This is a genomic window from Burkholderia sp. D-99, from assembly GCF_011605345.1.
In the GTDB taxonomy this organism is placed as follows: domain Bacteria; phylum Pseudomonadota; class Gammaproteobacteria; order Burkholderiales; family Burkholderiaceae; genus Burkholderia.
This window is the reverse complement of record NZ_JAAOXM010000002.1, coordinates 617,886-640,117: the sequence shown is the minus strand read 5'-3', so window position 1 is coordinate 640,117 and position 22,232 is coordinate 617,886. Positions and strand designations below refer to the sequence as shown.

Annotated in this window: 20 protein-coding genes; 12 read left to right on the top strand and 8 right to left on the bottom strand. The window is 67.1% G+C overall.

The window, feature by feature from the left end; genetic code table 11:
* Positions 1-405: 405 nt before the first annotated feature.
* The 3 genes from HAV18_RS10015 to HAV18_RS10005 all read right to left on the bottom strand — a co-directional run bounded on the left by HAV18_RS10015 (position 406) and on the right by HAV18_RS10005 (position 3,919).
* Positions 406-1,887: an aldehyde dehydrogenase family protein gene (locus HAV18_RS10015; protein ID WP_166955173.1), complete on the bottom strand. Its 1,482-nt coding sequence runs from the start codon at positions 1,885-1,887 to the stop codon at positions 406-408.
* Positions 1,888-1,915: 28 nt separating this feature from the next.
* Positions 1,916-2,866, bottom strand: coding sequence for an agmatinase (gene speB / locus HAV18_RS10010; RefSeq protein WP_166955171.1), 951 nt, complete (start codon positions 2,864-2,866; stop codon positions 1,916-1,918).
* A 168-nt stretch (positions 2,867-3,034) separates the two neighbouring features.
* Complete coding sequence (locus tag HAV18_RS10005; RefSeq protein ID WP_166955169.1) at positions 3,035-3,919, bottom strand: helix-turn-helix transcriptional regulator; 885 nt, start codon at positions 3,917-3,919, stop codon at positions 3,035-3,037.
* 198 nt (positions 3,920-4,117) lie between these two features.
* Between HAV18_RS10005 and HAV18_RS10000 the strand changes: the two genes are divergently transcribed.
* From HAV18_RS10000 to HAV18_RS09985, 4 genes are all read left to right on the top strand, one after another.
* Positions 4,118-4,462, top strand: a complete 345-nt coding sequence (locus HAV18_RS10000) for a cupin domain-containing protein (protein ID WP_011356376.1) — start codon at positions 4,118-4,120, stop codon at positions 4,460-4,462.
* A gap of 85 nt (positions 4,463-4,547) precedes the next feature.
* Complete coding sequence (locus HAV18_RS09995; protein WP_166955167.1) at positions 4,548-6,008, top strand: FAD-binding oxidoreductase; 1,461 nt, start codon at positions 4,548-4,550, stop codon at positions 6,006-6,008.
* 87 nt (positions 6,009-6,095) lie between these two features.
* The gene (locus HAV18_RS09990; RefSeq protein WP_166955165.1) at positions 6,096-7,286 is read left to right on the top strand and encodes an MFS transporter; all 1,191 of its coding nucleotides are present in this window, start codon (positions 6,096-6,098) and stop codon (positions 7,284-7,286) included.
* Between the two features lie 131 nt (positions 7,287-7,417).
* Positions 7,418-8,338 (top strand): LysR family transcriptional regulator, encoded by a 921-nt coding sequence (locus HAV18_RS09985; protein ID WP_166955163.1) that lies wholly within the window; start codon positions 7,418-7,420, stop codon positions 8,336-8,338.
* Between the two features lie 228 nt (positions 8,339-8,566).
* Here HAV18_RS09985 and HAV18_RS09980 read toward each other — a convergent pair whose 3' ends face one another.
* On the bottom strand, positions 8,567-9,397 hold the full coding sequence (locus tag HAV18_RS09980) for a helix-turn-helix transcriptional regulator (protein ID WP_166955161.1): 831 nt from the start codon (positions 9,395-9,397) through the stop codon (positions 8,567-8,569).
* 238 nt (positions 9,398-9,635) lie between these two features.
* Here HAV18_RS09980 and HAV18_RS09975 point away from each other — a divergent pair, with 238 nt between their 5' ends.
* The 4 genes from HAV18_RS09975 to HAV18_RS09960 all read left to right on the top strand — a co-directional run bounded on the left by HAV18_RS09975 (position 9,636) and on the right by HAV18_RS09960 (position 15,567).
* Positions 9,636-11,360 (top strand): amidohydrolase, encoded by a 1,725-nt coding sequence (locus tag HAV18_RS09975; RefSeq protein ID WP_166955160.1) that lies wholly within the window; start codon positions 9,636-9,638, stop codon positions 11,358-11,360.
* A gap of 210 nt (positions 11,361-11,570) precedes the next feature.
* On the top strand, positions 11,571-12,686 hold the full coding sequence (locus HAV18_RS09970; protein WP_166955158.1) for a polyamine ABC transporter substrate-binding protein: 1,116 nt from the start codon (positions 11,571-11,573) through the stop codon (positions 12,684-12,686).
* Between the two features lie 98 nt (positions 12,687-12,784).
* Complete coding sequence (locus HAV18_RS09965; RefSeq protein WP_166955156.1) at positions 12,785-14,374, top strand: DUF3138 family protein; 1,590 nt, start codon at positions 12,785-12,787, stop codon at positions 14,372-14,374.
* A 116-nt stretch (positions 14,375-14,490) separates the two neighbouring features.
* Complete coding sequence (locus HAV18_RS09960) at positions 14,491-15,567, top strand: C45 family peptidase (protein ID WP_166955154.1); 1,077 nt, start codon at positions 14,491-14,493, stop codon at positions 15,565-15,567.
* Between the two features lie 30 nt (positions 15,568-15,597).
* On the opposite strand, the gene HAV18_RS09955 is transcribed toward HAV18_RS09960, so the two are convergent.
* Positions 15,598-16,983: an MFS transporter gene (locus tag HAV18_RS09955; RefSeq protein ID WP_166955152.1), complete on the bottom strand. Its 1,386-nt coding sequence runs from the start codon at positions 16,981-16,983 to the stop codon at positions 15,598-15,600.
* A gap of 179 nt (positions 16,984-17,162) precedes the next feature.
* On the bottom strand, positions 17,163-18,023 hold the full coding sequence (locus HAV18_RS09950; RefSeq protein ID WP_166955150.1) for an SH3 domain-containing protein: 861 nt from the start codon (positions 18,021-18,023) through the stop codon (positions 17,163-17,165).
* A gap of 164 nt (positions 18,024-18,187) precedes the next feature.
* Here HAV18_RS09950 and HAV18_RS09945 point away from each other — a divergent pair, with 164 nt between their 5' ends.
* Positions 18,188-18,790 carry a YbhB/YbcL family Raf kinase inhibitor-like protein gene (locus HAV18_RS09945; protein WP_243771592.1) on the top strand — a complete coding sequence of 201 codons (603 nt, stop codon included), beginning with the start codon at positions 18,188-18,190 and terminating at the stop codon, positions 18,788-18,790.
* On the opposite strand, the gene HAV18_RS09940 is transcribed toward HAV18_RS09945, so the two are convergent.
* A complete protein-coding gene (locus HAV18_RS09940; RefSeq protein WP_166955148.1) occupies positions 18,787-19,155 on the bottom strand; it encodes a hypothetical protein in 369 nt (122 codons plus the stop codon). The two genes, HAV18_RS09945 and HAV18_RS09940, sit on opposite strands and share 4 nt — an antisense overlap.
* A gap of 33 nt (positions 19,156-19,188) precedes the next feature.
* The gene (locus tag HAV18_RS09935) at positions 19,189-19,581 is read right to left on the bottom strand and encodes a helix-turn-helix domain-containing protein (RefSeq protein WP_166955146.1); all 393 of its coding nucleotides are present in this window, start codon (positions 19,579-19,581) and stop codon (positions 19,189-19,191) included.
* Positions 19,582-19,717: 136 nt separating this feature from the next.
* On the opposite strand from HAV18_RS09935, the gene HAV18_RS09930 reads away from it, so the two are divergent.
* From HAV18_RS09930 to HAV18_RS09920, 3 genes are all read left to right on the top strand, one after another.
* Positions 19,718-20,350 carry a glutathione binding-like protein gene (locus tag HAV18_RS09930; protein WP_166955144.1) on the top strand — a complete coding sequence of 211 codons (633 nt, stop codon included), beginning with the start codon at positions 19,718-19,720 and terminating at the stop codon, positions 20,348-20,350.
* A 109-nt stretch (positions 20,351-20,459) separates the two neighbouring features.
* Positions 20,460-20,837 (top strand): hypothetical protein, encoded by a 378-nt coding sequence (locus HAV18_RS09925; protein WP_166955142.1) that lies wholly within the window; start codon positions 20,460-20,462, stop codon positions 20,835-20,837.
* Between the two features lie 93 nt (positions 20,838-20,930).
* A complete protein-coding gene (locus HAV18_RS09920; RefSeq protein WP_166955140.1) occupies positions 20,931-22,223 on the top strand; it encodes a TolC family protein in 1,293 nt (430 codons plus the stop codon).
* The last annotated feature ends 9 nt before the right edge of the window (positions 22,224-22,232 follow it).

Here is a 22,232-nt window from a genome sequence, read left to right as displayed (position 1 = left end):
GTTGCTTACGCGCCGTCAAACTCATGAACGCAGAACGCAGAACGCAGAACGCAGAACGCAGAACGCAGAACGCAGAACGCAGAACGCAGAACGCAGAACGCCGAACGTAGAACGCCGAACGCCGAACGCCGACCGCCGACCGCCGAACGCCGAACGCCGAACGCCGAACGCCGAACGCCGAACGCCGAACGCCGAACGCCGAACGCCGAACGCCGAACGCCGAACACCGAACACCGAACACCGAACACCGAACACCGAACACCGAACACCGAACACCGAACACCGAACACCGACCGAAGGGCTGCCAGGCTGCCCAACCCTCTCCCCGTAATCTGCGAAGAACCAAAAAAAAACGGCACCGTGCACGAGACACGGTGCCGCCAACGGCCTGAACGGCCGCACTGGTCAGTCGATCGCGCGCATCGCGTGGCGCAGTTCCTGATAGCTGCGCAGCCCCGCGACGCCGAGTTCGCGGCCGATCCCGCTGAGCCCGAACCCGCCCCAGCACACGTGCGGATAGATGAGCTGCGGTGCATTGATCCACACGAGCCCCGCGCGCACGCGCTGCTGGAATTGCGTCGCGATACCCGCATCGCGCGTCACGACGGTCGCGACGAGCCCGTAGCGCGTGTCGTTCGCGAGCGCAATCGCTTCGTCGTCGGTGCGGAACGATTTCACGCACGCGACGGGGCCGAACACTTCGTCGGTCCACAGCGGGTTGTCGGCCGCCGGCTCGGCGATCACGACGGGCGCCATGAAGAAACCCGCACCGCCGGCATCCGTCACCCGGCCGCTGAAGGCGACGCGTGCGCCCGCATCGATGCCGTGCTGGAGCATCGCTTCGACGCGCGTGCGCTGCGCGGCCGAGATCAGCGGCCCCATCGCGACCTGCTCCGTGGCGGGCGGCGCGACGACGAGCGCACGCACGGCCGTCTCGAACGCGGCCATGAAGCTGCGGTACACGCTGTCGTGCACGAGGATGCGCGCGGTGGCCGAGCACATCTGGCCCGCGTTCGTGAACGCGCCCGCGACCGCGAGCGACACCGCGACGTCGAGATCGGCGTCGTCGCGCACGATCAGCGACGACTTGCCGCCGAGTTCGAGCGTCACGCGTTTCATGTCGACGGCGGCGGCCTGCATGACCTTGCGGCCGGCCGCCGTACTGCCGGTAAACGAAATCTTGTCGATCAGCGGATGCGCGGTCAGCGCCGCGCCGACCTCGGCGCCGCCGTTCACGACGTTGACGACGCCGGCCGGCACACCGGCCTCGACGATGATGTCGAGCAGCGCGTGCTCGGTGGGCGACGTGAGTTCGGACGGCTTCAGCACGACCGCACAGCCGGCCGCGAGCGCGGGCGCGAGCTTCCACGCGGTCGTGACCATCGGGAAGTTCCACGGCATGACGAGTGCCGCGACGCCGACGGAATCATAGAAGCGCTCGGCCGTGACGGCGTCGCTCGGCAGCGCGACCGGTTCGGCCGCGAACAGCGCCGGGTCTTCGCACAGCTTCGCGTAGTACGCGAACGTGGCGGCGACGTCGCCGACATCGGCGTCGGCCTCGAACGGTGGCTTGCCGCTCACTTGCATCTGCAGCGCCGCAAGGCGGTCGCGCGACGCTTCGACGCGCTCGGCGATCTTCGCGAGCAACCGGCCGCGTTCGGCCGGCGGCGTGTCGCGCCAGCCGGCGAATGCGTCGCGCGCGGCACGCACCGCGGCATCGACATGCGCGGCCGTCGCGAATTCCTGCCAGCCGATCGCGTTACCGGTCGACGCATCGAAGATCGGCGCGCCAGCCGTGTCGGAATGCGTGTGCACGGGCTGGCCGGCGATGCGCGCGGCGGGCAGCACGAACGTCGCGGCGGAAGGGGAAAGCTCGGCGGTAGACATGAGGTTCATCCTGTCGAGGTCGGTCGGGTTAGCGGTAGGCGACGCCCGGCATCACGCAGAGCATCTCGAACGCGAGGTTCGCGCCCGTGAGCGCGGTGGTGCCGGTCGGATCGTACGGCGGCGCGACTTCGACGAGGTCCGCACCGACGATGTTCAGGCCCTTCATCCCGCGGATGATTTCCAGGCCCTGCTGCACGGTGAGGCCGCCGATTTCCGGCGTGCCGGTGCCGGGCGCGAACGACGGATCGAGGCCGTCGATGTCGAAGCTCAGGTAGACCGGCGTGTCGCCGACGCGTTCGCGCACCTGCGCCATCAGCGGCACGAGCGACTTGTTCCAGCATTCCTCCGCCTGCACGACGGTGAAGCCCTGCTGGCGGCACCAGTCGAAATCGTCCGCGTGGTAGCCGGTGCCGCGCAGGCCGATCTGCGTGACCTTGTCGCATTGCAGCAGCCCGTCTTCCACCGCGCGGCGGAACGGCGTGCCGTGCGCGATCTTCTCGCCGAACATCGTGTCGTTCACGTCCGCATGCGCGTCGATGTGCACGACGGCGACCTTGCCGTACTTTTTGTGCAGCGCGCGCAGGATCGGCCACGCGATCGTGTGGTCGCCGCCGAGCGTGATCGGCCGGCAGCCGTTCGCGACGATCTCGTCGTACGCCTCTTCGATGCGGCGCACCGAGTCCTTCAGGTCGTACGGGTTGGTCGCGACGTCGCCGATGTCGGCCACCTGCAGCGAATCGAAGGGCGCCGCGCGCGTGGCCATGTTGTACGGGCGCAGCAGAACGGATTCGGTGCGGATCTGGCGCGGGCCGAAGCGCGAGCCCGAGCGGTTCGACGTACCGAGATCGAGCGGCACGCCGACGAAGCACACGTCGAGGCCGTCGGTCGTCGCGGCTTGCGGCAGCCGCATCATCGTGGCGATGCCGCCAAAGCGCGGCATCTCGTTGCCGCCCATCGGTTGGTTCAGTTCGCGGGGCATGGGCCGTCTCCTTTTTTCTGAGGTAAAGCGATCGGCCGATGGTAGAGGAGAACGCCCGCGCGAAGATTTTGAAGTCGCAACGTTTACATCGACGGGTCTCGATGCGAGTGGCGCCGCCGCATCGACGAGGCGCAACCGAACGCGGCGGTGCGGCGAGGCCGGGTCAGGTCAGCGCGAGAGGGACGGCGGCGCGGCGCCGTCGTGCGAACCCGGGGAAGGGAATGTGGTGGTCGCCGAACCCCACGCGGCGAGTTCGCGCTTCGTGCGCACGCCGAGCTTCGCGAACGCGCGCTTCACGTACGACTCGGCCGACGCGACGCGCACGCCGAGGATCTCGGCCGTCTCCGGCACGGTCTTGCCGGAGAGCAGGTGCTTGCAGGTTTCGTATTCGCGCTTCGACAGCTTCACGCCGTCGGCCGCGATGCGCGCGTCGAACTGCGCGAGCGGATGGACTTCCGGTGTCGGATGCGCGACGCGCCGCACGGCCGTGGTCGACGCGTGCAGTTCGAGCAACGGGAACAGCACGTCGCTGATGCTGCGAAAGCGGTTCATCTCGGCGAGCGTGAACGGCGGCCGGTCGCGGCCGCGCTCCAGCGCGATCGAATGCTGCGAATAGCGCGTGCCGCGCGCGAGCACGCACTCGTGCCCGATCTGCACGTCGTCGAATATCCGCTGGCGGAATTCGCCGGGCGGGATCGCCGCGATGTCGCGCACGACGAGCATCGTGCCCGTCTTGCCGCGCAGCCCCGCGAACAGCGGGTCGCTGTCGAGAAAGCGCTCGTAGTAGAGCGTCATCACGTCGGAGACGTCGGCGCTCGCCGCGCCGATCCCGCTGCTGCCGATCCATTCGCATCGGTAGCCGGTGGGCATCGATCCGTCGACGCGCGAGCGTTCGACGTGCGCGACGTCGAGCGGCACCACTTCATTGAGCAGTTGCGTGAGGCGCGGCACGAAGTGCGGCGTGCCGACCGTCTCGATCAGCTCGCCCAGCGCCTTGAACGACACGTTGAAGCGGTCGTTGTCGCGGTGGAAGGGGTTCACGTTGAGCAGCATGCGGTTCCCCGGTGAGAAGCGGGCGGATTGTAGCGTCGGCAACGAAAAACGTCATTAGGGGGAAATACCGGCAGGTGTCCTTGCGACCTGTCTTGCCCCGGAAAACACCGCTTGTCCCCCCCGGAGGGGGGCATACCGGGGCAGTGTAAATGAGTAACTTTGTCTCTGCTTTTTTCAATCAAGAGACGAAAGATTCTGATGACCAAACTGATCAAGGACATCCTGCCGCTCGGCGCAGGCATTGGCGAATTCACGAAGCTCGACTTCGGGATGGACGAAAGCGACTGGCGCGCGGCGGAAGGCAAGAGCGGCAATTACATCATCGGCTGGTGGGAAGGCAAGGTCGGCTCGGTGGAGTTTCCGGAAACGGCGGCCGACGAAGCGGTGTGGCTCGTGGAGGGCCGGATCGCACTGACCGACGTCGAAGGCAACCGCAAGGAATTCACGCCGGGCCAGGGCTACCTGCTGCCGGCCGGCTTCGCGGGCCGCTGGGAGACGATCGAGGACGCGAAGAAGTTCTACGTGCTGCTCGAGAAGTCGTGATGGCCGAAGCCGCCGCCGTGGTGTCGTCGTCCGTGTGACGCGCACCCGGCGGCGGTTTCGTTTTTCGCGTGTGATGGCTGGGATCATGGAAATGGAAGTCAACGAAGCAAAACAGACCGCGTCGATGCAGGCGCACGCGCAGCGTGGCGCGCCGGTCGCACTGGGCGTCGAGGCGGCGCTCGCGAATACGAAGCTGTTCCCGTACTGGCTCGACAATCCGACTGCGCCGGCCACCGAGCCGGAACTCGTCGGCGACGTGAGCGCCGACCTGCTGATCGTCGGCGGCGGCTTCACGGGGCTGTGGTCGGCCGTGCAGGCGAAGGAACAGATGCCGCACCTGAACGTGGTGCTGATCGAGGCCGGCAAGGTGGCGCACGGCGCATCGGGCCGCGCGGGCGGGATCATCTCGACGTCGGTGATGCACGGGCTGCCGAACGCGGTGCGCGTGTTCCCGAACGACATCGCAGAGCTCGAGACGTTCGGCCATCACAACCTCGACGGCTTCGAGGAAACGCTGAAGCGCTACGACATCGACGCCGATATCGAGTGGAACGGCGAGATGACCGTCGCGGTCGATCCCGAGCACATTGCACATTTGAAGGGCGATTACGACCTGCATCGCGAATACGGCCACGACGTCGTGCTGCTGAACCGCGAAGAGACACTCGAACAACTGAATTCGCCGATGTTCGCCGGTGCGCTGTGGTCGCGTAACCGCAGCGGCATCGTGCATCCGGCGAAGCTCGCGTGGGGGCTGAAGCGCGCGGCGCTGTCGCTCGGCGTGAAGCTGTACGAACACACGCCGCTCGTGACCGTGACCGACGAAGGCAGCACGGTGTTCGTGAAGACGCCGAAGGGCAGCGTGCGCGCACCGCGCGTGGTGTTCGGCAGCGGTACGGCGAAGGTCGGGATTCCCGACATCAACCGCCGCGTGATGCAGGTGCGCGACCACGTGCTCGCGACCGAGCCGCTCACCGACGAGCAGCTCGCGCGGATCGGCTGGAAGAACCGCCAGGGCGTGTACGACACGCGCACGCAGCTCAACTATTTCCGGCTGACAAAGAACAACAACATCATCTTCGGCGGCCTGGTCAGTTATCACTTCGACGGCGATCCGGAACCGCATCAGGACGGCCAGCGCGAGACCTACTACCGGCTCGCGGAAGCGTTCTATCGCACGTTCCCTCAGCTGTGCGACGTGCGCTTCTCGCACGCGTGGGGCGGCCCGATCGACTATTGCTCGCGCGGTTCGGTATTCGCGAAGCGCTATCTCGGCGACAAGGCGGTGTTCGTCGCCGGCTATACGGGCTTCGGCGTCGCGGCGAGCCGGTTCGGCGCGTTCATGGGGCTGAACATCCTGTTCGATCGCGACAGCCCCGAGCGCAAGCTCGACATCGCGAACCAGAGCCCGAGCTACATTCCGCCCGAGCCGATGCGCTGGGTCGCCGCGAAGATCACGTTCCATGCGTTCGACGGCGCGGATGCCGAAGGCGGCTGGAAGCGCGCGTGGATCAGCGGCCTCAAGGCGATGGGTTTCCCGATGTAAGCGACACGGCGGCCCGGGCCGGGCCGCCGCCATACCAAACTCCTTCGAGGAGACGGTCCGCGCAGCGGACACGGAGAGAGACATCTGATGAACGTAGTGAATCTGCAGGATGAAGCGCGACAGGAAAGCGCGCTGTTCGTCGTCGTGATGCTGCTGCTCGGCATCCTCGGGCCGACGGTTTTTCTCGGCCTGCCCGCGATCGTCGGGCAGGTCGAGCGTCATTGGGGCTTCGGCGAAGCGGCGCTCGGGCTGTCGAGCTTCGTCGAGGTGCTCGGCGAATCGACGGGCACGCTGCTCGTCGCGTTCGTGCTCGGCCGCCAGCCGGTGCGGTGGGTGCTCGCGGGCGCGGTGACGCTCGCGGCCGGCGCGAACCTCGGCACGCTCGCGACGCACGGGCTCGTCGCGTATTCCGCGTTGCAGTTCATCGCGGGCGTCGGCTCGGGCGGGCTGAACGGGATCGCGCTGCGCTACCTGTCGTATTCGCGCGCGCCGGAACGCAATCTCGGGATCATGCTGATGGGACAGGTGACGTGGAGCATGGTGCTGCTTGCCTACATCTTCCCGATGCTGAGCGGCAGATGGGGCGCGCACGGCGTGTTCGGCTTCGTCGCATGCGTGCTCGGCGTGTTCGTGCTCGCGGCGCCGCTGTTTCGCCGCGGCGAGACGCTGGCCGCGCCGACGCCGGCCGGCATCGCCGGCCGCATCGACCGGAAGGGCGCGATGCTCGTGCTGTGCGCGCAGCTTGCGTTGTATGGCGGCGTCGGCGTCGTGTGGACCTTCCTCGAGAAGATCGGCACCGATGCGGGCCTGAGCGGCAAGTCGGTATCGCTCGTGCTCGGCATCGCGAACGTCGCGAGCCTCGTGATCTGCGCGGCGATGCCGAAGCTCGGCGCGGGCGCGGGCCTGCGCCGCTGGGCGCTCGTGAACCTCGGCGGCTGCGCGGTCGCGGCCGTGCTGCTCGCGATGCCGGCATCGGCCGTGACGTTCACGCTCGGCGCGATCGTGTTCATCGGCTGCTGGACCGGCGGCGCGCTGCTGATCTACGCGACGATTCCGCAATACGACCTGGTCGGCAAGTCGGCGGCGCTGTCACCGGGCTGCGTCGCGCTCGGCTACGGCGTCGGCTCGGTCGCGGGCGGTTCGCTGATCGAGAGCGCAGGCACGCAGTCGGCGCTGATCGCGGCGATCGTGCTGTGCGCGGTGGCATTCCTGTGCTACAGGCGGCTGCGGCCGGCCGTGTTCGGCATGGAACGCGCGCTTGCGGTGGCACCTGAATGACGGATGCGACGCGCGCCGCTGCCGATGGCGGCGCGTGTCCGGTTCGGTTCATCGGCGAAGGCGGCCGGCGTGGCGCGCGATGCGCGTCGTGCGGGGCCCGGCAACGCGCACACGCACAAGCGGCTTGAAGCATGTTCTCGAATACCTCCGATCTCGATCTCCGGCTCATCCGGGTCTTTCTGGCCGTCGTCGACGCACGCGGCATCACGGCCGCCGAGGCGTCGCTCGGCGTGCGGCAGTCGACGATCAGCACGCAGCTGTCGGCGCTCGAGGCGCGCGTCGGCTTCAAGCTGTGCGATCGCGGGCGCGGCGGCTTTCGCCTGACGTCGAAGGGCGAACGTTTCGCGGCCACCGCGCGCACGCTCGTCGCGGCGACCTCCGAATTCGTCGCGCGCGTGCGCGACATCGACCGCAAGCTGGTCGGCACGCTGTCGATCGGCCTGATCGGCCAGGCGCCGCTCGTCGAGAACGCGCGCGTGGCCGATGCGATCGGCGCATTCCGCAAGCGCGACCAGGCCGTCACGTTCGCGATGAAGGTCGCGTCGCCTCAGGAGCTCGAGGAAAGCCTCGTCAACAACCAGCTCGATCTCGCGATCGGGTATTTCTGGCATCGCGTGCCGGGCCTGCTCTACACGCCGCTCTTCACCGAGCAGCAGGTGATCTACTGCGGGCGCGGGCATCCGCTGTTCCACGCGTCACGGCCCGTGACGGCGGACGACCTGCAGCTTCACGACTGGGTGTGGCGCACCTATCCGGTGCCGGAGGAGCAGTATCCGCTGCCCGAGCGGCGCGTGACCGCGAGCGCGGACAGTATCGAGGCCGCGACGATCCTGATCCTGTCGGGCGGCCATCTCGGCTACCTGCCCGCGCATTACGCGGAGCCGTTCGAGCAGCGCGGGCTCGTGAAGGCCGTCGGCCGCACGACGTTCAGCTTCGACGTGCCGCTGCATCTCGCGATGAAGCGCAGCACGAGCGACAAGCCGATCGTCGACGCGTTCTGCGAGGACTTGCTGCGCGCGTTCAATATCAAGGCGGCCGCGCTGGCCGCATAGGGCCTGTTCCCGCTAATAACGGGCCAGCCCCACGAATGAATTTTCCCAAACAGGGGAACGTGCCTTTCCGCCCGCATGGCGGCGTCGTTCGTCGTTGCAATAGCTACGGCTATTGCGCCTCCTCTCTCCTTGCACGTGCCCAACGGAAGTGCCCTTGGGGGACGGGCGGAAAGGCACGTTCGCAAGCCCGTTATTAGCGGGAACAGGCCCTATGCACGCGCCGCGCGCTCAGCAGTCGACGAGTACCCAGTCGAACAGCTCGCGGCGCGTGCGCACGCCGAGCTTCGCGAACGCGCGCTTCACGTACGACTCGGCCGTTGACAGCTTCACGTCGAGCTGCTGCGCGGCCTCGGGCACCGAGCGCCCGCACAGCATCAGCCGGCAGATCTCGTGTTCGCGGCGCGACAACTGCACGTCCTGCCGTTCGAGGCGCGCGTCGAAGCTCGCCTGCGATTCGACATTCACAGACACCGACGCCACGCGCCGCGCCGCGCAGGTGCGCGCATGCAGCTCGAACATCGGGAACAGCAGGTCGACCATCTGCCGGAAGTGGAACAGCTCGTCCGTGGTGAACGCGGCGCGCCCGACGGTGCGCGCGAGCCCGAGCGCGTACTGCAGGTGCGCGTTGCCGTGCACGAGCAGGCATTCCTGCCCGATGCCGGGTTCGTCGAAGATCCGCCGGCGGAATTCGCCTTGCGCGATGCCGTCGACATGGCGCTGCACGAGCAGCGTGCCGGCCTTGCCGCGCAGCGGCGCGACCAGCGGGTCGGCCTGGCAATAGTCCTGGTAGTAGACGTCCATCACGCGCAGCGTATCGGCCGCGAAACGCAGGCTGCCGCTGCCGAGCCATTCGACCACGAAGCCCGATGTGCTGCCCGCGTCCGCACGCCAGCGTTCGAGGTGCACGGCGTCGGCGTCGATGCTGTCGTTGACGAACTCCGTCACCGCGCCGACGAAATCCGGCGTGCCGACCGCGCGTAACGTCGCACCGAGCGAGTCGGGGCGCACGCCGATCAGGTAGTGGCCGCGGGCGGCAGGGTCGGGCTGGAGAAGTCGCATGGTCGGACGAAGGCGGTCGGGGGACAGCGCGACGTTACGCGAACGCCGTGCACGCGTCAGCCGGGAATTCACCGGATCAACCCCACGGATTTCGAGCGTTGTCCCCAAAACGACGACAAGACCGTGCGCGCGGCGGCCGGAATTCGTCCAAGCCCCGGCGGCGGGGGGGCATACCGGCGCGAATCGTCTGCCTATAGTGAAAGCACTTCGAAAACCTGATGACCAGAAAGGACAGGCCATGCAGATGCAACCGACGCCCGCCGCCACGACGCCGGCGGATTTCGTTCTGACCAACGCGAAGGTCTATACCGTCGATCCGCACAAGCCGTGGGCACAGGCCGTCGCCGTGCGCGACGGCCGGATCGTCCACGTCGGCGACACGGCGGCCGTGCAGGCGTACGTCGGTGCGGGCACGAAGGTGGTCGATGCAGCAGGCCGGCTCGTGCTGCCGGGCTTCGTCGAATCGCACTGGCACTTCGAGACGACCGCGTTCGCGTTCCAGGCGTTCGTGAACTACGAGGACCCGCAGAAGGTGCTCGGCGCGTTGCGCGCCTATGTCGAATCGCATCCGGACGAGCCGGCGATCACCGGGATGGGCTGGGTGCAGGCGACGATTCCGCCCGCGCTGCTGCGCAAGGAGACGCTCGACGCGATCTGCGCGGATCGCCCCGTGTGCCTGCTGTCGACCGATTTCCATTCGATGTGGGTGAACTCGAAGGCGCTGGAGATCGCCGGCATCGACGCATCGACACCGCCCGTGCAGGAAGGCGCGAGCTGGTTCGAGAAGGACGCCGTGACCGGCGAGCCGACCGGCCTGATCGTCGACGGCGCCGCGTATTCGCTGCTGATGCAGCGGATCAGCGCGGCCGGCCTGCTGCCGACCGGCATCGACCTTTACCTGAAGTCGATCCCGCCGTGGCAGAAGAAGCTGTGCGCGGCCGGCGTGACGACCGTGTTCGACGCGGGCTTCTTCGATCCGAGTGGCGACCAGTCGCTGCTGTACGAGACGCTGCAGACGATGGAGCGCGCCGGCGACCTGAAGCTGCGGGTGGTCGGCAGCGTCGCGGTGATCGGCGAGATCGACGATCCGGTCGGCACGCTCGTCAGATACCGCGAGCAGTACGATTCGCCGCTCGTGAAGGCGCGCGCGCTGAAGCTGTTCCTCGACGGCACCGAGGCGAACCACACCGCCTACCTGCTCGAACCGTACGCGGACCGCCCCGACACCTGCGGCGCGCCGACGATGCCGGCCGACACGTTCAACCGCTATCTCGTCGAAGCCGATCGGGCGCACGCGAACGTGATGGTCCACTGTGTCGGCGACGCGGCCGTGCGGATGGCGCTCGACGGCTTCGACGCGGTCAACCGCACGAACCCGCCGCGCGACCGCCGCCACGTGATCACGCACGCGTTCCTCACGCATCCGGACGACATCCCGCGTTTCCGCCGCGCGGGCGTGATGGCGAACACGCAGCTGCAGTGGGGCGTGGTCGACGCGTACACCGAGCAGCTGCGCGACCACTACGGGCACGAGCGCTGGAGCAACATGTACAAGTTCCGCACGTTCCTCGACGAAGGCGTGACGGTGTCGATCGGCATGGACGGCCTCGCGTGCCAGTGCCGCTGCCAGCACAAGCCGCTCGAACACATCGAGTCGGGCCACACGCGCCAGCTTGCGGGCGAGCCCGATGCGCCGGTGTTCCCGGACATCGCCGAGCGCCTGAGCATTCCGCAGCTGATCGCCGCGTACACGATCCACGGCGCGTACCAGCTCGGGATGGAGCACGAGGTCGGGTCGCTCACGCCCGGCAAGCGCGCGGATCTCGTCGTGCTCGAGAACGACCTGTTCGAGGTCGGCCAGTACGACATCGGACGCATCGACGTCGGGCTGACGATGATGGATGGCCGCATCACGCACGTGGGCGACGATTTCTGCGAGCGCACGGGTATGCAGGCATCCTGAGCGGTTTTCGGCTGACGAAGCGGTGACGGTTGCTTTCAGATGGCTTCCGTTTTCGAGGATCGGCGCATCCGGCCGGAACCGGATGCGCCGATTGTGCGGCGTGTCCCCCTATTGGCAGGGCAGACCGGCCAATTTCCTCTGGCTACATTTTTCCGGACCGAAGCACACACCGTTCATCGCGAGCGGATCATGATATCGACGGAGGAAACCATGGCAGGGGATTGGAGCAAGCATCTGAGAACGGCATGCGCGGCGCTCGCGCTGGGCGGCGTCCTGTGGGCCGGCGCGCCGGTTGCGCACGCGGCGGACGTCGTCAACGTGTATAACTGGGGCAACTCGATCGGCAAGGCGACGATCGCGAACTTCGAGAAGGCGACCGGCATCAAGGTCGTCTACCAGGAGTTCGATTCGAACGAGACGCTGCAGGCGAAGCTGCTGTCGGGCACGTCGGGCTACGACGTCGTCGTGCCGTCCGACATCTTCTGGGCGCGGCAACTGCAGGCCGGCATCTTCCGCAAGATCGACAAGAGCCAGGTGCCGAACTACGGGCTGCTCGATCCGGAGATCATGAAGGTGCTCGCGAAGGACGATCCGGGCAACCAGTTCGGCATTCCGTGGACGTGGGGCACGGATGGCCTCGGGATGAACGTCGAGAAGGTGAAGGCCGCGCTCGGCAACGACGCGCCGCTCGACAGCTGGGCGCTGCTGTTCGACCCGAAGTACGCGCAGAAGCTGAGGAGCTGCGGCGTGTCGGTGCTCGATTCGCCGGTCGATGCGTTCGGGATGGCGCTGGTCTACCTGAAGAAGGATGCGAACACGACGAACCCGGCCGACTACCAGGCCGCGTACGAGCTGCTGAAGTCGGTGCGGCCGTACATCACGCAGTTCAATTCGAGCAGCTACATCAACGATCTCGCGGGCGGCGACATCTGCCTCGCGCTCGGCTGGTCGGGCGACGTGAACTCCGCGCGGATCGCGGCCGCTTCCGCGAAGAAGCCGTATCACATCAAGTACGTGATCCCGACCGAGGGCAGCGCGATGTGGTTCGACATGATGGCGGTGCCGAAGGATGCGCCGCACCCGGACGCCGCGCTGAAGTTCGTCAACTTCGTGCTGTCGGAGAAGGAGAGCGCGAACCTGACCAACGACACGTCGTACCCGTCGGCCGTGCCGTCGTCGAAGCGCCTCGTGCGTGCCGAAGTGACGAGCGATCCGGCCGTGTTCCCGCCCGCCGACGTGATCCGCAAGCTGAGCCTCAGCAAGCCGGTTCCGCCTGAGCTGATGCGTCTGCAGAACCGTCTCTGGACGAAGCTGAAGACCGAGTAAGCCGGCCGCCGCTTCTCCCGACTCCCGCATACCTATCGCGCGCCCCGCCGCTCATCGCGGCGGGCGGGGGCGCGCTCGTCCCGACGACCACCCACGACATGAAAATCAAACACATGACGGCGCTGTGCCTGCTTGCGTTCGAAGCGGCCTCCGCATTCGCGCACACGCCGCAGGCGACCGACGCGAGCAAGATGAAGGCGCTGCAGGCGCAGGTCACTGCGCTGCAGCAGCAGGTGAACGAACTGCGCGCGAGCATGCAGGCCGCGCAGGCGCCCGGCGCCGCAACGACCGCCACCGCCGCCACCGCCGCATCAGGCGGCGCGAAGATCGGCACGATCAACACGGCGGCGGCCGCCGCGCCGGCCACGGATTCCGCACCGGCGCTCACGAACGACGACCTGCAGCAGATGCGCGAGCAGATCGCGAACGCGTCGCTGAAGGTCGACTCGCTGCAGGAAGCCGCGACCACCGGCCCGCTCGCGGGCCTGAGCATCACCGGCTACGTCGATCCCGTGTACCTGTTCAACCGTGCGCAGCGCACGTCCGGCTTCCAGTTCCTGAACCACGACCCGGGCGCGTACGACTACTTCAATAGCACGATCGGCGACGTCTACCTCGACATCAAGAAGACCTTCGGCGTCGGCCCGATGGCGCCGGCGGCGGAGATCGTGATCCAGCCGAACCGGGGCTTCGGCAACGTGTTCAGCAATTCGCACGGCGGCGTCGGCAACAACATCGTCACGCAGGCCGTGGTGACCGTGCCGCTCAGCACGACGCGCACCTTCGAGGTCGGGATGATGCCGAGCCTCGCCGGCTACGAGGTGCAGCCGTCGAACCAGATGCTGACGCTCACGCACGGGCTGCTGTACGACTTCAGCGAACCGGGCAACCTGATCGGCGTCGGGCTGAAGGGCTCCAACGCGGCGATGACGCGCTTCTGGCAGGTCGTGATCGGCAACGAGGTGATGCGCACCGCCGGCGCGATCGCGAACGCGGCGAACAACACGACGAAGACCAACTGGACGCCGACGATCACCGCGCGCTTCGACAACGCGACGTCGACCGCCTTCGACTTCGGCATTTCCGGGATGCTGGGCCGGCAGTCGCTGTTCTCGCCGTGCGCGACGGCGGGCGGCTACGGCTACCAGTGCAACGGCTCGTCGCCGACCGGCCTCTACAAGTACGTGGAAGCCGACGTGACCTATACGCACGACAAGACGCAGGTCAACGCGCAGGTCGATTACGGCGAGCTGCAGAAGGGCGCGTGGAACGGCGGCACCGCGCGCTGGTACGGGATGTCGCTGCTCGGCCATACGAAGTGGACGCAGGCGTGGGTCGGCCGCATGGGCGCGACGCTGCGCTTCGACTACCTGAACAACACGTCGAACGGCGGTGGCGGCACGAACATCCAGTACGGGCTCGCGGGCGGCAATCCGTCGGTGAACGGGTCGAGCGGCTTCGGCATCGATCCGGCGTGCTTCCAGGGTTCGTCGACGAACGGCACCGAGTGCAAGGGCGCGCAGCGCTACGCGATCACGGCCGACCTGTTGTTCTATCCGACGCAGCAGATCACCGTGAAGCTCGAATACCGCCACGACGCGGCGAACCATCCGGTGTTCCTGAAGAACAACGGCACGTACGCGCGCAGCAACGATCTGGCCGGGATGCAGTTCATCTACTCGTTCTGACCGCCCTGGCCGCCCTCGTCGCTCAGGCCGGCGCGCGTACCGGTCGAGCGGCTGCGCGCTGCATCACGTTCCGGGCCGTGCGGGCCCGGAACGCATTCAACACAGGAGATTTGACCTTGAAGCTGCACACCTTCGTGACCGACCTCACCGATCCGCGCGAGCGCGGCCGCCTGATCGGCGCGCGCTTCGCGCCGGAGATTCGCGAGACGGTCGCGCTTTACCTCGCGTTCTTCTCGAAGCTCGGCATCGAGCCGCAGCGTGCGCGGGAGATCGGCGAAGCGAGCCTGGCCGCGCTCGGGGCGTGGTGCCCGCGCCTCGCCGCCGAAGTCGAGGCGATCGCCGACGGCGTCGACTTGCCGCGCTGGCAGCTCGCGTGCCTGAACGCGCGCACCGAGATCCTCGCGACCGCGCCCGCATCGGCCGAAGGCGAGTGCTCGACGACCGTTTACGCGCCGGCCGGCCCGCACGCGCCGCGCACGCTGCAGACGTGGGACTGGCACGACAGCCTCGCGCCGCAGGGGCTGCTGATGCAGTTCGCGACGCCGCACGGCCGCACCGTCAAGCTGTTCTCCGAGTTCGGGATGCTGGCGAAGCTCGGTGTGAACGGCGCGGGGCTCGGGCTGCACTTCAACATCCTGCATCACGCGAGCGACAACGACAGCGCCGGCGTGCCCGTGCACGCGATCGCGCGGCGCCTGCTCGAAGATGCGACGACGGTGCAGGAGGCGATCGAACTCGCGCGCACCGCGCGCGTGAGCGCATCGACGGTGCTGACCGTGTTCACACGGCATGACGCGAACCCGCGCGCGGCGAGCATCGAGCTGAGCCCGTCCGGTATCGGCGTGGTCGTGCCGCGTCCGGACGGCTGGCTGCTGCATACGAACCACTTCCTCGATCGTGCGTTGAGCGGCGGCGAATGCATGCCCGACAGCTCGACCACGCGCGAACGCTTCGCGCACCTGAACGAGGTCGTGGCAGGCATGACGAGCGCCGACGTGCGCGAGCGCGCGGCGGCGATGTGCGGTGCGGCCGGCGACCAGGCCATTGTGTGTTTCCATCCGGACCTGTCGATGCCCGACACCGAGCGCTGGGAAACGCTGCTTACCGTCGGCATCGATACCGATACGTGCGCGCTCGACTACGTGGCCGGCAATCCGTACGATCTCGCGCGCGACGGGTTCATGCGGTTCTGACGCGGCACGCGTGTGCCGCCCTCGTGACGTTCATGCGTCGATGCGTTCGACCTTGCCGACGAGCAACCCGTACGACAGGCTGCCCGCGAGCGCCATTGCGGCGATGTAGGTGATCGCGCGCGAGAAGTCCGCGCCGTTCACGAGCAGCCCGATCACGATCGGCGTCGCGATCGCGGACAGGTTGCCGATCAGGTTGAACACGCCGCCCGTAAGGCCGATCAGCCGCGCGGGCGCGAGCCCCGATACGAGCGACCACGTGATCGACGCGAAGCCATTGCCGAAGAACGCGATCGTCATGAACGCGATTACCCAGCCGGTCGACGTGACGTAGTTCGCGCCGATGATGCAGGTCGAGATCAGCAGCCCCGAGATGATCGGCAGCTTGCGCGCGAAGCCCTGAGATGCACCGCGGCGCATCAGCCAGTCCGACAGCACGCCCGAGCACAGCACGCCGACGAACGCGGCGAGGAACGGCAGCGACGCGAGAAAGCCCGACTTGATGAAATCCATTCCGCGATACTTGACGAGATAGGTCGGAAACCACGTGAGGAAGAACCACAGCGTCGAGTTCAGCGCGAACTGGCCGAGATAGATGCCCCACAGCTTGCGCCGGCCGAGCACGACGCCGAGGTCGCGCCACGTCGACGGTGCGCGTTCGGTGCGCGCTGCGATGCGGTCCTCGAGATCGACGAGGCCGCCGCCGTCGCGGATCAGCGCGATTTCGGCCGCGTTGACGCCGCGAAACGCGCGCGGCTCGCGATACACCGCATACCAGATCGCGGCCCATACGATGCCGGCGATGCCGGTCGCGACGAACACCATGTGCCAGCCGAGATGCACCTGCAGCCACGCGAGCACCGGCGTGAGGAATGCGAGGCCGACGAACTGGCCCGACGTGTAGCCGCCGATCGCGCTCGCGCGCTCGCGGGTCGGGAACCAGGTCGTCACCACGCGGTTGTTGATCGGGTAGGCCGGCGCTTCGAGCGCGCCGACCGCGAGACGCAGCACGATCAGCCCGACGAACGAACCGGCGAAGCCGAGCAGCAACGTCGCGGCCGACCACAACGCAAGCGCGCCTGCATACAGCACGCGGGGCGATACCTTGTCGACGAGCCAGCCGCCCGGCAATTGCATCAGCGCGTAGGTCCAGCCGAATGCCGAGAACACCAGGCCCGCGCGCACGGGATCGATATTCAGTTCCTTGAACAAGGCGGGCGCGGCGATCGACAGGTTGCTGCGGTCGAGATAGTTGATCACGACCGTGACGAACAGCAGCGCGAGGATCAGCAGCCGCTTGCGGCTCGGTGGCGCTGCTTGTGCCGCGGCCGCACGGGCGGCGGAATCGGATGCGATGCCGGCGTGGGCGTGCAACTGATCCGGCGGGTTGGCGTGGGTGCGCGACGCGGAATGGGCCACGGCTGTCTCCTGTGTTCTATGCCCGGCCGTCGCCCGCGAGCGGGGCGGCCGAATCGAATGGCGTTGGGGTGAACGTTAGAGCCGTGGCGGGAAGCGCGTCAACATTTGGACAGGTATCCCTATTGATGGGATGTTGCGCGTTCAGTATGTGGGAAAGCGCGGCGAAAATGCCGCTTGCATCAGTCGCCCATCGCCTCCTTCGCACTAACCCAGCCCTGCACCACGCCCGCGTGCGGGTTGCGATACCGCACCTTCAGCCACTGGAAATCGGCACTCGCGTCGATCACCTCCACCGTGTCGCCTGCGACGACATAGCGGCGCGTGGGTGCGTCGGTCATCGCGTCGTGCAGCGGCAGGCGCGCCGGGCGCACCTTGAACGTGACGGTGCCGCCGCCGTAGGCGTCGGGGCGGCGCGACACGCGCTTGCCTTGTGCGTCGTAGGTCAGCAGCATCGACGACGGGCCGTTGTCCGCGTCGAGCAGGTCGCGCAAGTCGTCCGGTATCGCCTCGCTGGATTGGTACAGGTACATCCTGCCGCCGGCGTCGAAGCGATACGCATCGGTGTACCAGATCGGCCCGCCGCGACACGAGCTGTACAGCGTGCGCTCCTTCGGCTTCGCCACCACGTTGACCAGGTCGTCGCAATTGCCGTGCGGCATGTTGCTCGCCGGCATCCGCAGCGGCTCGAACTGCTGGCGCGCGGCGTTGTACAGGTAGATGCCGTAGCTGTCGTTGACCATGCCGAGCGTCGCGTGCATCGCGAGATCGCGGTGGCCGTCGAAGTTGTAGTCGTCCGACGCGAGGTGATAGTGGCCTTCCTCGTCGGCGGCGGTCACGTCGAGCGTTTGCGTCTTGCCGCTCGGCAGGAAGCGCACGGTGATGTGCTCGCTATCCGCCCGTTCGACGCGGGCCGTGACGGTGTCGTCGACCTTGAACGTGAGCAGCGGTTTGGCCGCGTGCGCGGCGGGCGCGAGCGATGTGCAGGCGACGAGCAGCATGGAGCCGTGGAGCAGCGCACGGAGTCGCGAGGGGCGCGTCATGGTCGGATCAGGCATGAAGGGCGTGGTGAGGATGGAAGCGGCCGGCCCCGGCTTCCGTTTGCCGCCAATGTACCGGCATCCGGTTTTTTGCGCGAGCGGCTCAGACTCGGTTTGGCGTTGCCGGGTAGTAGCGATACCGGTACCTTTGCCCGCCTTGTTCGGGGTTGGCGCGATTGCAAGAATGTCGGTTCCATTCCTGTTTGCTGGTGAGGTTGACGATGAAGACATTCAAGCCCGGTTTCGCCCTTTGCGTTGCGATGCTCGCTGTCGGTACGGCGCGGGCGGGCGATTTCTCGATCGAAAGCGCGGAGCTCGCCGGCGGCGCGTTTGATCACGCACAGGTATCGGACAGCTTCGGCTGCCACGGTCAAAACATTTCGCCATCCATACAGTGGAGCGGTGCCCCGGAGGGAACGCAAAGCTACCTGCTGACGATGTTCGATGCCGACGCACCGACGGGTTCCGGATTCTGGCACTGGGTCGTCGCCGACATACCGGCGTCGGCGCATGGTATCGCGCCCGGCTCGGGCAATGACGTTGCCGGACTGCCGCCGGGTGCCGTCCCGATGAAGAACGACACCGGCCACGCCGGCTATCTTGGCCCGTGTCCGCCGCAGGGCGAGACACATCGCTACGTCATTGCGCTGACCGCGCTCAAGGTGGCGAAGCTGCCGGTCGAGCGTGACGCGACGCCTGCGGTCGTCGGCTTCACTGCTCACTACCAGGCCATCGCGAAGGCGACGATGACCGTGCGACTGAGCCGTTAGCCGCGCGTGCTGTCGTCCTGAAAACCGTTCTTGCCGACGAAGATCTCCTTCAGCGCGGCGCGCAGCGCGACCGGATCGTACTGGCCGGGTGCGAGATGGATCACGTAGCGCGTCTGGCCATCGAGACGCGCGGCGATGCCGGGTTCGAGTTCGACGTCGATCGTGTCGTCCGTCCGGCGCACCGACAGATCCTTGACGCGCCAGTTGATCTGGTCGCGCACCATCACTTCGATCAGCGTGTCGTCCGGAAAGCGCGATAGCGCGAAGCAATAGTCCTGCTCGGCGTCGTGACAGTAGATGTTGGCGAAGCTTTCGTCGTCGTCGAGATCGGACGTCGCCGCGCCGACGGTGGCATGAAGTTCCATGAACGTAGGTTCCCGCGTAAGGGTTGTATGGGGTTATCGGGTGGAATGGAGGGCCGTTTCGATCGTGGCTGCCGCGCCGGGCGGCACGCCGGTATCGCACGACGCATCGGCATCGCGTGCCTTCAGCCACAGCCCGAATTCGCGCATGACCTCGACGACGGGCCGCAGCCGGTCGCCGTCGGCGGTCAGGTCGTACTCGACCCGCACCGGCACTTCCGGATAGATGGTGCGCCGCACGAGCCCCGCGTCTTCGAGTGCGCGCAGGTCGAGCGTCAGCATCCGTTGCGAGATGCCGGGCATGTCGCGGCGCAGGTCGCTGAAGCGTCGCGGCCCGTCGAGCAGATACGACACCAGCAGCAGCCGCCAGCGGCCGCCGAGCAGGCGCATCGCTTCTTCAACGGAACATCCGGTCGCACTCGTTTTCATCGTGCTGAATCCTGGTCGGTAAATTTTTTGTGACTACGGCACAAACGACTGCCGTCTTCCCAGCCCTGCGCCGATGCGAGATATTAGCGCCCGCGTCGCGGCGAATCGATACATGGACAACCCACGAAGGAAACGCATGAAGCTCTATCACGCTCCCGGAAGCTGTTCGCAGGCCATCTGCATCGTGCTGCGCGAAGGCGGCATCGACGCGGAGGTCATCAAGGTCGACGCGCGCAAACACGTCATTGAAGACGGGCGCAATTACTACGATGTGACCGAACTCGGCTACGTGCCGCTGCTCGAACTCGACGACGGCACGCTGCTGCGCGAAGGCCCGGTGATCGCGCAGTATCTCGCGGATCTGTGCCCGGAAGCCGCGCTTGCGCCTGCGTATGGCACGCTCGCCCGCTATCGGCTGATGGAATGGCTGAATTTTCTCACGGCGGAAATCCACAAGGGTTTCATTCCGCTGCTGTACGCGGTGCAGGCGGGGAAATACGTCGATCCGGCGAGAACGAAACTCGACAGCCGTTTTGCATGGATCGACCGTCAGCTCGACGGCAACGCGTTCTTGACGGGCGACACGTTCACGGTCGCCGATGCGTACCTGTTCGCGCTGACGGGGTGGGGCAAGGCCGACTGGATGCGGTCGGTGTACAACGCGGATATCGACCTGAGCGGGTACGAACACCTGCGGGCGTGGTACGAGCGGGTTCGGGCGCGACCGGCGGTGGGGGCCGTGCTGGAGGCTGACGCGTTGGCGCGGTAGTGCGGTAGTGCGGTAGCGTGCGGCGGAGGCCGCGGCTACGGCTACGGCGCGTCGCTCCGCCATATCGACGCGCCGCCACGCAGCAAAACCTCGCGCTATAATCGCCGCCATGAAATTCCTCCGGACCATCATCCTGCTGCTGCTTTGCGCGGTGCTGCCCATCAGCGGGCTGGCAGCCAGCGGGCTGACCGGGGAATGTCCGATGATGCAGCAGGGCATGTCGATGGACATGGACGCCGGCATGTCCGCCGACATGCCGGGATGCGATTCGATGAAGTCGTCATCCGCCGGCACCACGAAGGCCAAAGCGAAGGGCATGGCCTGCAAGGTGACGGCCCAATGCCAGTTCGGCAGTCTCTATCATCCGGCCGCCCGCGCCGATATCAGCCGCCCTGCTGCGTTCGCCAGCACGATCGTCTTCCACTACACGCAGTCCGTCCCGGTCCGCGACCCGAGCGGGTTGTGGCGCCCTCCACGCATCAGCTGATCCCGATCCGATAGGTTCGCCGCATTCGCGGTGAGGTTCGTCCTGTGCGCAGGACGTGGAATCCCTATGGGGTTCCGCCGTTGGGGTTAAACCATGTCATTCCATTTCGGCACGCCGCTTGCGCGGCGTGCGCGCCGGCGCGCGCCCATGCTTTGGGCGGCGCTGCTGGTTGCGGGCGCGGTTCACGCGCAGCAACCGCCTTTTACGCTGGACGCCGCGCTGCAGTCCGCCACCGATCATTCCGCGTCGATGCAGGCCGCACAGGCTTCGGTGCGCGCCAGCTCGGAGGCGGCCGTGAAGGCCGGCCAGCTGCCCGACCCGATGCTCAAGGCCGGCATCGACAACCTGCCGGTCAATGGCGGCCAGCGCTTCACCGTCGGCCAGGACTTCATGACGATGCGTCGCATCGGCATCGAGCAGGAGTGGGTGTCCGGCGACAAGCGGCGCCTGCGATCGGCGCTGGCCGACGAGCAGGTCGGGCGCGAGCGCGCCGGCTATCTCGCGCAGCTCGCGAGCGTACGCCAGCAAACCGCAACGGCGTGGCTGAACGCCGTCTACGCGAAACAGGCGCTCGCGCTCCAACAGGCGCTGCTCGATCACATGAACCATGAATTCGACGCGACGAAGGCGTCGTATCGCGGCGCGAAGGCAAGTGCGGCCGATGTCGTCCAGGCGCGGGCCATGCTCGCGCAGACGCAGGATCAATGGCTGAAAGCGCAGCAGGTCTACCAGACCGCGCTCATCGCGTTGTCGCGCTGGACCGCCGTGCCGGCGGCGGATGTCACGGGCACGCCGCCCGCGCCGGAATCGTTCGTGTCGTCGTTGCCGCCGGACGAGCTGCGCCTGTCGCAGCCGGCGCTGATCACGGCCGCCGACGATATTGCCGTAGCCGAAGCCGATACGGCCGTCGCGAACAGCGAACGCAGCCCGAACTGGACGTGGGAGGTTGCGTACCAGCAGCGTGGCGGCGCGTATTCGAACATGGTGTCCGTCGGCGTCACGATTCCGTTGCCGATCAACCGCAAGAACCGCCAGAACCGCGACGTCGCCGAGAAGGCCGCGCTCGCGACGAAGGCGCGCCTGATGTACGAGGACACGCTGCGCCAGGTGCAGGCCGATATCCGCACGCAGTCCGAAACACTCGCGAGCGGCCGCGAACGTATCGCGAACCTGAGTGCATCGCTGTTGCCCGCTGCCGACCAGCGCGTGCAACTGGCCAATGCCGCCTACCGGGCCGGCACGGGCTCACTCGCCGATACGTTCGCCGCGCGCCGCGCGCAGCTGGACGCGCAGTTGCAGGTGCTCGATCTCAGGCGCGACGTGTCGCAGACCTGGGCGCAGCTCGAATATCAGGTCGTGCCGTCGACGATGGCTGCCGCACAGTGAAGGAGAACC

Bases quoted from the DNA above. Each gene is read 5' to 3' on its own strand.
- speB (WP_166955171.1), bottom strand. From the start codon at position 2,866: ATGCCCCGCGAACTGAACCAACCGATGGGCGGCAACGAGATGCCGCGC.
- HAV18_RS09940 (WP_166955148.1), bottom strand. From the start codon at position 19,155: ATGGAACTTCATGCCACCGTCGGCGCGGCGACGTCCGATCTCGACGAC.
- HAV18_RS09935 (WP_166955146.1), bottom strand. From the start codon at position 19,581: ATGAAAACGAGTGCGACCGGATGTTCCGTTGAAGAAGCGATGCGCCTG.
- HAV18_RS10005 (WP_166955169.1), bottom strand. From the start codon at position 3,919: ATGCTGCTCAACGTGAACCCCTTCCACCGCGACAACGACCGCTTCAAC.
- HAV18_RS09930 (WP_166955144.1), top strand. From the start codon at position 19,718: ATGAAGCTCTATCACGCTCCCGGAAGCTGTTCGCAGGCCATCTGCATC.
- HAV18_RS09995 (WP_166955167.1), top strand. From the start codon at position 4,548: ATGGAAATGGAAGTCAACGAAGCAAAACAGACCGCGTCGATGCAGGCG.
- HAV18_RS09975 (WP_166955160.1), top strand. From the start codon at position 9,636: ATGCAGATGCAACCGACGCCCGCCGCCACGACGCCGGCGGATTTCGTT.
- HAV18_RS09970 (WP_166955158.1), top strand. From the start codon at position 11,571: ATGGCAGGGGATTGGAGCAAGCATCTGAGAACGGCATGCGCGGCGCTC.
- HAV18_RS09950 (WP_166955150.1), bottom strand. From the start codon at position 18,023: ATGACGCGCCCCTCGCGACTCCGTGCGCTGCTCCACGGCTCCATGCTG.
- HAV18_RS09965 (WP_166955156.1), top strand. From the start codon at position 12,785: ATGAAAATCAAACACATGACGGCGCTGTGCCTGCTTGCGTTCGAAGCG.
- HAV18_RS09925 (WP_166955142.1), top strand. From the start codon at position 20,460: ATGAAATTCCTCCGGACCATCATCCTGCTGCTGCTTTGCGCGGTGCTG.
- HAV18_RS09990 (WP_166955165.1), top strand. From the start codon at position 6,096: ATGAACGTAGTGAATCTGCAGGATGAAGCGCGACAGGAAAGCGCGCTG.
- HAV18_RS09985 (WP_166955163.1), top strand. From the start codon at position 7,418: ATGTTCTCGAATACCTCCGATCTCGATCTCCGGCTCATCCGGGTCTTT.
- HAV18_RS10000 (WP_011356376.1), top strand. From the start codon at position 4,118: ATGACCAAACTGATCAAGGACATCCTGCCGCTCGGCGCAGGCATTGGC.
- HAV18_RS09980 (WP_166955161.1), bottom strand. From the start codon at position 9,397: ATGCGACTTCTCCAGCCCGACCCTGCCGCCCGCGGCCACTACCTGATC.
- HAV18_RS10015 (WP_166955173.1), bottom strand. From the start codon at position 1,887: ATGTCTACCGCCGAGCTTTCCCCTTCCGCCGCGACGTTCGTGCTGCCC.
- HAV18_RS09920 (WP_166955140.1), top strand. From the start codon at position 20,931: ATGTCATTCCATTTCGGCACGCCGCTTGCGCGGCGTGCGCGCCGGCGC.